The sequence below is a fragment of the Vibrio sp. V12_P9A6T4 genome, assembly GCF_963874835.1.
GTDB classification, from domain to species: domain Bacteria; phylum Pseudomonadota; class Gammaproteobacteria; order Enterobacterales; family Vibrionaceae; genus Vibrio; species Vibrio anguillarum.
Genome location: NZ_CAWNJO010000095.1, coordinates 1 through 10,291, shown reverse-complemented (window position 1 = coordinate 10,291; position 10,291 = coordinate 1). Strand labels below are relative to the sequence as shown.

11 protein-coding genes are annotated in these 10,291 nt (G+C 42.5%); 7 read left to right on the top strand and 4 right to left on the bottom strand.

Annotated features, from left to right (window positions below; genetic code table 11):
* Positions 1-89: 89 nt before the first annotated feature.
* On the top strand, positions 90-1,277 hold the full coding sequence (gene hmpA, locus AACQ42_RS15260) for an NO-inducible flavohemoprotein (RefSeq protein WP_094166017.1): 1,188 nt from the start codon (positions 90-92) through the stop codon (positions 1,275-1,277).
* Between the two features lie 191 nt (positions 1,278-1,468).
* Here the strand turns inward: hmpA and AACQ42_RS15255 are convergent, their stop codons facing one another.
* Both AACQ42_RS15255 and AACQ42_RS15250 read right to left on the bottom strand, forming a co-directional pair.
* On the bottom strand, positions 1,469-2,014 hold the full coding sequence (locus tag AACQ42_RS15255) for a YaeQ family protein (RefSeq protein ID WP_088733503.1): 546 nt from the start codon (positions 2,012-2,014) through the stop codon (positions 1,469-1,471).
* Positions 2,015-2,085: 71 nt separating this feature from the next.
* Positions 2,086-2,295 (bottom strand): cold-shock protein, encoded by a 210-nt coding sequence (locus AACQ42_RS15250; protein ID WP_010318975.1) that lies wholly within the window; start codon positions 2,293-2,295, stop codon positions 2,086-2,088.
* A 796-nt stretch (positions 2,296-3,091) separates the two neighbouring features.
* On the opposite strand from AACQ42_RS15250, the gene AACQ42_RS15245 reads away from it, so the two are divergent.
* The 4 genes from AACQ42_RS15245 (at position 3,092) to AACQ42_RS15230 (ending at position 5,512) form a co-directional block, all read left to right on the top strand.
* Positions 3,092-3,454 carry an NADH:ubiquinone oxidoreductase gene (locus tag AACQ42_RS15245; RefSeq protein ID WP_094166016.1) on the top strand — a complete coding sequence of 121 codons (363 nt, stop codon included), beginning with the start codon at positions 3,092-3,094 and terminating at the stop codon, positions 3,452-3,454.
* 209 nt (positions 3,455-3,663) lie between these two features.
* Positions 3,664-3,903 carry a hypothetical protein gene (locus tag AACQ42_RS15240; RefSeq protein ID WP_094166015.1) on the top strand — a complete coding sequence of 80 codons (240 nt, stop codon included), beginning with the start codon at positions 3,664-3,666 and terminating at the stop codon, positions 3,901-3,903.
* Positions 3,904-4,067: 164 nt separating this feature from the next.
* The gene (locus AACQ42_RS15235) at positions 4,068-5,072 is read left to right on the top strand and encodes a response regulator (RefSeq protein ID WP_017046016.1); all 1,005 of its coding nucleotides are present in this window, start codon (positions 4,068-4,070) and stop codon (positions 5,070-5,072) included.
* 2 nt (positions 5,073-5,074) lie between these two features.
* Positions 5,075-5,512 (top strand): PAS domain-containing protein, encoded by a 438-nt coding sequence (locus AACQ42_RS15230; RefSeq protein WP_094132998.1) that lies wholly within the window; start codon positions 5,075-5,077, stop codon positions 5,510-5,512.
* Positions 5,513-5,590: 78 nt separating this feature from the next.
* On the opposite strand, the gene AACQ42_RS15225 is transcribed toward AACQ42_RS15230, so the two are convergent.
* Positions 5,591-6,592 (bottom strand): 2-hydroxyacid dehydrogenase, encoded by a 1,002-nt coding sequence (locus tag AACQ42_RS15225; RefSeq protein WP_094132996.1) that lies wholly within the window; start codon positions 6,590-6,592, stop codon positions 5,591-5,593.
* A 565-nt stretch (positions 6,593-7,157) separates the two neighbouring features.
* On the opposite strand from AACQ42_RS15225, the gene AACQ42_RS15220 reads away from it, so the two are divergent.
* Both AACQ42_RS15220 and AACQ42_RS15215 read left to right on the top strand, forming a co-directional pair.
* Positions 7,158-8,201, top strand: a complete 1,044-nt coding sequence (locus AACQ42_RS15220) for a GMP reductase (RefSeq protein WP_094166014.1) — start codon at positions 7,158-7,160, stop codon at positions 8,199-8,201.
* A gap of 104 nt (positions 8,202-8,305) precedes the next feature.
* Positions 8,306-8,995 (top strand): TnsA endonuclease N-terminal domain-containing protein, encoded by a 690-nt coding sequence (locus AACQ42_RS15215; protein ID WP_094166013.1) that lies wholly within the window; start codon positions 8,306-8,308, stop codon positions 8,993-8,995.
* 94 nt (positions 8,996-9,089) lie between these two features.
* On the opposite strand, the gene AACQ42_RS15210 is transcribed toward AACQ42_RS15215, so the two are convergent.
* Positions 9,090-10,267, bottom strand: a protein-coding gene (locus tag AACQ42_RS15210; RefSeq protein ID WP_094166018.1) for an IS3 family transposase whose coding sequence is annotated in 2 segments (ribosomal slippage) — positions 9,090-10,009 and positions 10,009-10,267 — 1,179 coding nt in all. Because the reading frame shifts where the segments join, the coding sequence is not laid out codon by codon here.
* Positions 10,268-10,291 lie beyond the last annotated feature (24 nt).

The following is a 10,291-nucleotide window of genomic DNA, read 5'->3' as shown; positions in this document are numbered from 1 at the left end:
TTTAATGTTGGTATGCTTTGTGCTATACAAGCTTCAGTATCAGAGCGAATCTAATTCGCCATTTATAAAATCTGAGGAGAAAGCTCAATATGCTCAATAATCAACACATCGCCATTGTCAAAAGTACCATTCCTTTGCTTGAATCTGCCGGGCCAGCGCTTACAGCTCATTTCTATCAGAGAATGTTTACTCACAATCCTGAGCTAAAAGATATTTTTAATATGACCCATCAACATACTGGCCGTCAGGGCGTTGCACTGTTTGAGGCGATTGCCGCGTATGCGAAAAATATTGAAAATCTCGCCGCATTAACCAGTGCAGTGGAACGTATTGCCCAAAAGCACACCAGCTTTAACATTCAGCCAGAGCACTATCAAATCGTCGGTCATCACCTTATTGAAACGTTGCGAGAGCTTGCTGCCGATGCCTTTACTCCTGACGTTGAAGCAGCATGGACGGCGGCTTATCTCTTTTTAGCGCAAGTCTTCATTGATAGAGAAGGAGAGTTGTACTTACAGCGTAAGCAGGCGATCGGTGGTTGGGAGAATGCGCGTGAGTTTGTGTTGCAAGATAAAGTGAAAGAGTCTGAATTCGTCACTAGCTTTATCTTTGAGCCTGCTGATGGTAAAGCGGTATTAGATTATCAGGTAGGTCAGTATATTGGGGTTGAACTTAAGCCGGAAGGTGCGCCATACAGTGAAATTCGTCAATATTCCTTGTCACAAAAACCTAATGGAAAAAACTACCGCATTTCTGTGAAGCGTGAAGGCGTGGATACTGAACATCCTGGGACAGTCTCTAACTATTTACATGATTATGTTGAAAAAGGCAGTCGAGTGAAACTTTATGCGCCAGCGGGAGATTTTTTCTATGTTGAGAAGCTCGCTCCCGTTGTACTTATCTCTGCAGGTGTCGGGGCAACACCGATGCAAGCCATACTTCAACAGCTTGCGTCAGTAGGAAAAAAAGAGGTGACGTATCTGCATGCTTGCAACAATTTATCACAACACTCCTTTATTGATGAAACCGCGACATTAATGGCGGTGCATCCATCATGGCAGCAAGTGGTCTGGTATCTGGAAAGTGAGCAAACACCAGTCAAGCAAGGTTCTATGATCTTGCATGAAGTTTGCGAGCAACTGCCGCTAACACAGGGGGATTTTTATATCTGTGGCCCCGTCAGTTTTATGCAGTTCATTGTTGAGCAGCTTGAATTGCTTGGCGTAGCAAGAGAGCGTATCCATTACGAAGTCTTTGGTCCACACGCCTATTTATAAAGTATAAAGCTTTATCTCAATCTAGGCTCTTTTAAGGGCCTATACCCTTCCCATTTAAAGCTGCAGCGGTGTTGGTTACGTTCGCTTACCCCAATCACATAGTTCATCTATGCTCATGGGGATGAGCTCACTTGCCGTCTACCTGCAACTTCAAGTTGTTTGGGTATAGATACTGAAAAGTGAGCTGGGAATTAATGCTCACTTTTTATTTGTAGTGCTTGCCAAGTAATTTCATCGGAATGGCTATCGCTATCAATAAAGATAGAAGACCCACTAATCATCACTGAAATATCCATACCTCGGTTCAAGGAAGTAGAGAGTTTTTCAATCGCTGCAGCATCAAAGCGAAATAGATCGACATTGAGGTGAGAGAACTTTCCCTTGTTCTGCTCCCACCAAACCTGTGATTTCGTGTTAAAGCTGTAGACTTTCACCTGTTGTGCAAGCCGTGTGGCTTTTTTAATGCGATCAGCATCGGGTTCTCCGACTTCAATCCAGAGCTGAATTTGGTCATCTAATGATTTTAGCCAGAGATCAGGTTCTTCAATGGAAGAAAGTCCTCTAGTGAATGTTAGCTCGGGTGAAGCATTAAGACAAAACGCCAAAATGCGCGCCATCATTCGTTCGTTGCTTTCTGAAGGATGTTGAGCAATGGTGAGATTTAAAGAGTCATAATGATCGCGATTAGTATCCGTCAGCGCAATACGGAACTTATAGATTGTCGGTTTAAGAGCCATTGGAAGAATGCCAAGAGGTAAAAACGAAAATAGCCAGCAAATTGCTGGCTATTAGAATACTTAGTAAAAAATTATACTAGGCGGATGTTTTCAGCTTGAGGGCCTTTTTGACCTTGAGCTACTTCAAACTCTACCTTTTGACCTTCAGCAAGAGTGCGGAAACCGTCACCTTTAATTTGGCTGAAGTGTGCGAATACGTCTGGACCGTTTTCTTGTTGAATGAAACCGAAACCTTTAGTTTCGTTGAACCATTTTACTGTACCAGTAACTGTGTTAGCCATTTTTATACCCAAAATCAAAAAAAATTTTACAGCCGAATACGGCGCGGATAGCGTGGAAAAGTAGATTGCTATTGCGTACGACACGACGGGGGAGTTACAAGTAATCCAACGAGACGTATGTGTATACAAAGAACTGCTTTCTAGCTAGTGCAAAGTCTAGTTCAAACTTTTATCTTGTCAATCATAACTCGATAAAACTCGAAAAACTTTCTTAAAATTGTTAGGTTTTATGCTCTATGTTGCATTTTCTTATGATGAGGCTTGAAATTAACATTACTATTCTATTACCCATTGACATAGTTGAAGTTTTAGCCAGAGTTAGTGGTCAGATGAGTTCGATGGTTGAAGCCGTTTATTACTGGCCAGCGTTCATTGAGTGAGGAGAAGGGTTAGGTTTACTTTCCTATTTAATGGCTCTCTTTTTGGGCTGAATGACTCTCCTCAAAACTGAGGAAATTTTTCCCTATCAAATAGCATCTTCAAGTTGTTTTGGCGACAACTCGGAACGTTGCGCTGTACACATCACAAATTTGCACTTTCAATGAAATATTTACTCGGTTAAATAATTGTTACAATTAGTTCCATTTTGAAGTGTTTTTTTGGGTAATGCCATGTCCCATCTAATTTTCGGGTTTTCTGTTGTTAACCACTGATTAACAATTGTTTTATTCTAAGCCAATAAGGAAAAATTGCTTGTTTTTTGAACTTGAAATTCTTATTTAATGGAGGAAAATGTATGTAAACTGAGTTTTCGAAAATGAATGGATACTTTCTCATAAAAAGAGAGGTTTACAACATGAAACTAATACTGATTTTAATGGCGTCTGTCTCGGCGGGTGTGGCCTCTGCTGATCACTTTCATTCATTTTTGCTTGGGCTTTACATCGCGTCACTCGCAGTAGGCAGTTGTTACTGGTTTGCGTTTCGAAGTACTAAAGTGCCGGAGTTTGCCCTTTTTCTTCTCATCTGTGGGCTTCTTGCTAAATTGACAGTGACCATTATTGGTGTTGCGTGGGGGATATCGGTGCAATTGATCACATCGCCTTTTATCTTTGCTTTGTCGTATCTCTTCTTCTCTATTGTCGTGACATACCTCTGGTTCAGTTATCGAGATAAATTAACATCTGCAATCTCTAAAACAACGGCGCATCACGCGTAGCGCACTTAATACATAGCGTCTTTATGCGTAACTTACGCGTAAGATGGTTAATGTGATAGTGAACTAAATTATTTCTGTTAATGCAAAAGGGCTTCCTCACTGGGCCCTTTTGGTGCTTTTGCACTTTAGACTTTTGTCCAAGAGTGGTGCTCATCTTTTCGATATACACTGTTGGCAATGATTATTTATCTCCTGAACAAGGAAGTACTATGGGCATCGGATTATTTTGGGCAGAGAAAGTTATCTTAATACTGGGCATCATTTTTATTCTGACGAGTATTGTGCGGTATGGTAAACGTAGCCATGACTGGAAAGGTGTCATCACGATGTTTTATCGTCGCATTCCCATGTCAATTGAGGAATATAAGTGGTACCGCTTGGGAGTGGCAGTCATTGTTACCGCTATTGTGTTGCGGATTGCTGTACTGACCTTCTGGCCCTCACTATGAGGTTGAAATGAGCGAACATTGCTGTTTGCTAACCGATGTTTCGCTTGAGTGTGTAGCCTTTTATAATCCCTAAAACTTTTTAATTAATTTTTTGCGCAACTCGCATCTACGCGAGGTTTAGGTATACACTCTATTTATCGAATTAATAAATAGAAGGTGATTACATGTCTTTCCCCGTACTCATCTGTGATGACTCTGCACTGGCTCGGAAGCAGATGGCTCGTTCACTTCCCGCCTCTCTAAACGCCGATATTACTTTCGCAGTCCATGGTTTAGATGGCATCAAAAATCTTGAAGAGCATGATTTTAAATTAATGTTCCTCGATTTAACTATGCCTGAACTGGACGGCTACGGAACGCTAGAAGAGATGCAACGCAGAGGGATGACAACGCCTGTTGTTGTTGTTTCTGGTGATATACAGCCGAAAGCGAAAGAGCGAGTATTGGCGTTAGGGGCGCGTGCTTTTATTCAAAAGCCGATTGATAAGGACGTGTTAAATAGCGTACTACGAGAGTTAGTCGAACCGCCAACACAGCCTCGTATCGTTACGCCTATCTCCGTTGAACTACCCATCTTAAAACGTCGTGACATCTATATGGAAGTTGCGAACGTTTCGATTGGTCGAGCAGCTGATGCTCTGGCGCGGCACTTTGATGTATTTGTTCATTTACCGCTACCAAACGTCAATATTTTTGAAGTGAGTGAGCTACATATGGCACTTCGTGACTTGGCGGAAAATGATCAAGTTTCTGGTGTATGTCAAGGCTTTAGCGGTGAAGGCATTGCAGGTGAAGCACTGGTGCTCTTGAGTGATTCCAGTGTTTCTGATCTGAAAAAATTAATGAAAGTGCCAGCAGACAGTGAAGAGCTTGAAGAATTAGAACTGTTAATGGATGTATCAAACATATTAGTTGGTTCTTTTCTGAATGGATTAGGCGAGCAATCGGAGGTGCGTTTTTTTCAAAGCTCTCCAGTATTGCTTGGGCAACACATCTCCATTGACTCTGTGATCAATTCCACCGCTGGATCATTTAAAAAAACGATGACGTTTGAAGTGAGCTACAACATTGATCAAACGACGATCCGCTGTGACTTGCTCTTTATGTTTGTCGATGAGTCTCTTCCGTTGCTAGACAGTAAATTAGCGTACTTGATGGAGGATTTTTAACGATGAATCTCCCTGCAGAATTTGAACAGTTCCACTGGATGGTGGATATGGTGCAGAATGTCGATATGGGGCTGATCGTGATTAATCGTGATTACGAAGTGCAAGTGTGGAATGGATTCATGACACACCACAGCGGTATTCAAGGGCACGATGCGATTGGTAAAACCATTTTTGAACTGTTTCCTGAAATCCCCCAAGAGTGGTTTAAGCTCAAAACTAAACCTGTGTATGACTTAGGTTGTCGTAGTTTTATTACTTGGCAGCAGCGCCCATATCTCTTCAAATGTCGTAATGTTCGCCCTGTCACTCAGCAAGCCGAATATATGTACCAAAGCATTACTTTAAACCCGATGCGAACCACGACGGGTAAAATTAACTCATTGTTTTTATCAATACAGGATGCCACATCTGAAGCGTTAGCCTCTTTACAAATACGTTGATAGAATCAGGGTGTTGATGATTTCGAAGCCTCCTTTTGGTGTTTCATCAAGGAGGCTTCATATTATCGATGGGTTTAATTAATCAAGCGTTACAAGCTCATTTCCGCAACGTTGATTGTTTGCAAAGGCACGAATGTTATCCAAAGTTGTCTGAGCGATATTGTGTAGTGCATCTTCAGTCAAAAAGGCTTGATGTCCCGTAAATAGTACATTGTGGCAAGCCGATAGGCGTCTGAATACATCATCGACAATCACATCATTCGACTTATCTTGGAAGAAAAGATCCTTTTCATTGTCGTAAACATCTAAACCAAGAGCGCCGATACGACCTTGTTTCAGTGCTTCAATTGCTGCAACTGAATCGAGTAATTCACCTCGGCTGGTGTTTACAATCATCACGCCATCTTTCATTTGGGAAAATGCGTGACTGTTGAGTAAATGGTAGTTCTCTGGCGACATTGGGCAGTGAAGCGTAATCACATCACTTTGTTGGTAGATTTCCTCAAGGCTGCAGTAAGTTGCACCGAGTTCAATCGCCAGAGGGTTCTGATAAGGGTCGAAGCACAGTACATTCATTCCCAACCCTTTCAAAATGCGCATTGTGGCAATACCAATTTTTCCTGTGCCAACAACTCCCGCGGTTTTACCGAAGAAGTTAAACCCGACCAACCCCTCTAATGAGAAGTTAGCGTCTCGGGTACGTTGGTACGCCTTGTGAAAGCGGCGATTCAAACACATCATCATTCCTACCGTGTGCTCTGCCACCGATTCTGGTGAATATGCGGGCACTCGCACCACTTGAATACCCAGCTCTTTTGCGGCATCGAGATCGACTTTATCAAATCCGGCACAGCGCATTGCGATAAGCCTCGTCCCATTTTCATACAATTGGCTCAATACTGGGCGACTTAAGTCGTCATTCACAAAGGCACACACCACAGTGCATCCTTGGGCCATTTTAGCTGTGGTTGGGGTGAGTCGAAAATCGTGAAAGTGCAGCGAGAAGATTTTTGTATCACTGACCTCTGAGAAAGAACTCGCGTCATAAGATTTTGCGCTGAAAAATGCAATGTTGATCATGTTCTCTTCCTAATTAGACTTATAATTTTCACTATAAATACGCCTAATATCACAGAAAATAAACCACAAAATAACTATGTCTTTGGGATGGTAGGAGTTGCGGGGGGATGTCACTAAAATCGAAAACGGACGGATTAATGATAAACATTCACCACAATCTGTAAAAATCGCCGATAGAAATGTCTGAGTCACCTCTTTTGTGAGCGTGATTTCTCTCACGTTTTCGGCGCAATGCTGAACAAGGTAACGTTTGCTTATTGTATGAAAGCTTTCGCTAAAATGATGCGTTCTTTAATAACGTATTGAAAAATAAAAATTTACACGATGAGTATTTGAGAGAGATGGACTTGAGAAGTGTCGGATATGAAAGTTTCGAGATAGTACCACAAAAAAAATGCAAATATCAGACTTGCCGATAAGAAATCCGGGCCTATAATGCTGAAAACCGGAGCGTCTGCCAACGCTCCGGTTTTTTTGTGTCCAAAATGTACTGACGTCTGCCAACGAAGGTACTACGCACTCTGCAAAAGAGACACAAATGGTCAATTAATCAAGGAATTACATAATGCGTATCGAACAAGAACTTAAGTTAGGTTTTAAAGATGTCCTGTTTCGCCCTAAGCGTTCAACACTAAAAAGCCGTTCTCAAGTAAATTTAACCCGCGATTTTACATTCAAGCATAGTGGGCGTCAATGGTCCGGCGTGCCTGTTATTGCGGCGAATATGGACTCGGTAGGCAGTTTTGCTATGGCAAAATCACTTGCTGAACATGAGGTAATGACAGCGGTTCATAAACATTACTCAGTAGCTGATTGGGCTGAGTTTGTTAAAAACGCCGATGCATCAACACTTAAGCATGTGATGGTTTCAACTGGCACATCTGATGCTGATTTTCAAAAAACCAAAGATATCATGGCGCTTAGTGACGATCTGATTTTCATTTGTGTTGATATTGCTAACGGCTACTCTGAGCACTTGGTCGATTACGTACAACGCGTGCGTGCGCAATTTCCAGATAAAGTGATCTCAGCTGGTAATGTTGTCACCGGAGACATGTGCGAAGAGCTCATTCTAGCGGGTGCGGATATCGTAAAAGTTGGTATCGGCCCGGGCTCGGTTTGTACCACTCGCGTGAAAACAGGTGTTGGTTATCCTCAGCTTTCAGCCATTATTGAATGTGCCGATGCGGCGCATGGATTAGGCGGGTGTATCATTGGTGATGGTGGCTGCACATGCGCAGGTGACGTTTCTAAAGCCTTTGGTGGTGGCGCTGATTTTGTCATGCTTGGTGGCATGCTAGCAGGCCATGAAGAGTCTGGCGGCGAAGTGTTTGAAAAAGATGGCGTGAGCTACATGAAGTTTTACGGCATGTCGTCACAGTCTGCAATGGCGAAGCACTCTGGCGGCGTTGCAAAATACCGCGCAGCGGAAGGCAAAACCGTATTGCTACCTTTCCGTGGCAGCGTTCACGACACCATCTCTGATATTCTTGGTGGTGTGCGTTCAACTTGTACTTATGTCGGTGCAGCTAAGTTAAAAGAGTTAACTAAGCGCACTACATTTATCCGTGTACAAGAGCAAGAGAACAACGTTTACGGTAAAGAGTAAACTTCCAACTCTTCGGAAAATGTTGAAACAACCATAATTTGATATTGCCTCTTCATAGTCGAGACTTAGGTAAGTTTACGACAAAATCGTGAAGAGGCAATATTATGTCCGATCTACCTTCCCCTTCTACTGTCACCCTGATTGCACTTGAAAGTGCATTTGCTACGCCTGCTCGAAACTTAACTAAATCACGTGGGAAAAACATACACGGTTACGTCAGTGCTAATATGGGAGAAAGAGTTACAGTAGAATCTTTTTTAGAATGTGCTGCTTGTTATCATTTTGATTTTGAGCGCAGCATCATTCGCTTTTGTTCTCGGCCGATAAGATTTTCATACTGTCTCAATGGTAAGATCCATACTTATGTTCCAGACTTTCTAGTTCAATTTGATACCGGTGAATTTAAGTTGTACGAAGTAAAGTCCGATATGGAAAGCTCAAAAGAGGAATTTCAATGTGAATGGGAAGCAAAAGTTCAAGGTGCGTTTGAGTCAGGTTTGGAGCTAGAGCTGGTTACAGAGGAAGAAATACTGGATGAGGTCATATTTAGCAACCTTAAGCTTTTGCATCGATATGCTTCAAGAGATAACTTGAATCACTTTCATCAAACTCTCCTTGCCACCTTTAAATTGAATGGTACCCAAACCGCAAAGAGTTTAGGACACCATCTTGGCCTAAATGGAAGAAAAATATTACCGTTCCTGTGTGATTTGCTCTCACGAAACTTACTCCAAACAAGCTTAGAGACGCCTCTGTCACTCGAGTCTGAATTTGAATTGGGTTGTTATGCCTAATAAATCATTTTCGAGTTTTCATCGGAAGTCAGCATTTCAGCAAGAAAAACTTGAGCCGAATGATAGGGTTGTTGATGACAACGATGTGTAGTGGTCAACTAAAATTGGCCACGGTTTTAGAGTTTTCCCAATATAATCGTTCTGATTCATTGGGAGTTAAACCACCGTTATACTGATGTGGTCTGAGTTGGCAGTAATATCCGATAATGTAACGGGTAACCTCTTGTTGAGCCTCAGCGAAGCTACGGTAACCCACAGTTTGCACCCATTCCGTTTTCAGACTTCTAAAGAAGCGCTCCATCGGCGCATCATCCCAACAATTTCCTCGGCGAGATAAACTCTGTTTTATTTGAAAACGCCACAGCAATTGACGGTATTTACGGCTAGTATAATGACTGCCTTGATCGCTATGGAACATAACACCTTTAGGCTTACCACGAGACTCATAAGCCATCGAAAGAGCTTTGCCTGTCAACTGACTATCAGGCGACAAAGACATCGACCAACCAATCACTTTTCGGGCAAAAAGATCGATAACAACTGCTAAATACATCCACCGATTACCTGTCCAAATATACGTAACATCACCAGCCCAGACCTCATTTGGGGCGGTAACCGCAAACTGACGACCTAAGTGATTTGGAACGTCAATATGTTCTTGTGAAGCCTTTCTGTAGCGATGCTTTGGCTCTTGGCAGCTCACTAAACCAAGCGTTCTCATAAGCTTTGTTGCTCGGTATCGGCTCAGCTTTACACCCTGATTTGTGACTATATCTGCAATGGTTCTCGCTCCCGCAGAGCCATTGCTTGCGGCATGAGCCTCACTGACCAAGCTGCGCAGTTTTATTGTTTCCGCATTAATTAACGCTGGGCGTTTAAGCCAATAGTGATAACTACTTCGATGAACATTGAAGACTTCGCATAATATTTTTACGCTGTGGCTCTGCTTGAGTTTCTTGATTGTCAAGAATTGTTCAGTGAGTCCGACATCAAGAGAGCCGTGGCTTTTTTTAGTATTTCATTATGCTCTTCAAGGCGAGCCAGCTTCTTTTTCAATTCCCGAATTTCTATTTGCTCAGGGGTCATAGGTGAAGCTTTCGGTGTTTTCCCTTGGCGTTCTTCTCTAAGCTGGCGAACCCATTTATCCATCGTGGACTTGCCCACATTCATGGCTTGGGCTGCTTCCGTCACTGAGTAATTTTGGTCTAAGACTAGCTGCGCTGCTTCTAACTTAAATTCTGCGCTAAATAGTCGTCTTGTATGTTTTGTCATAATGTCACCTGTTAACTTATGAGG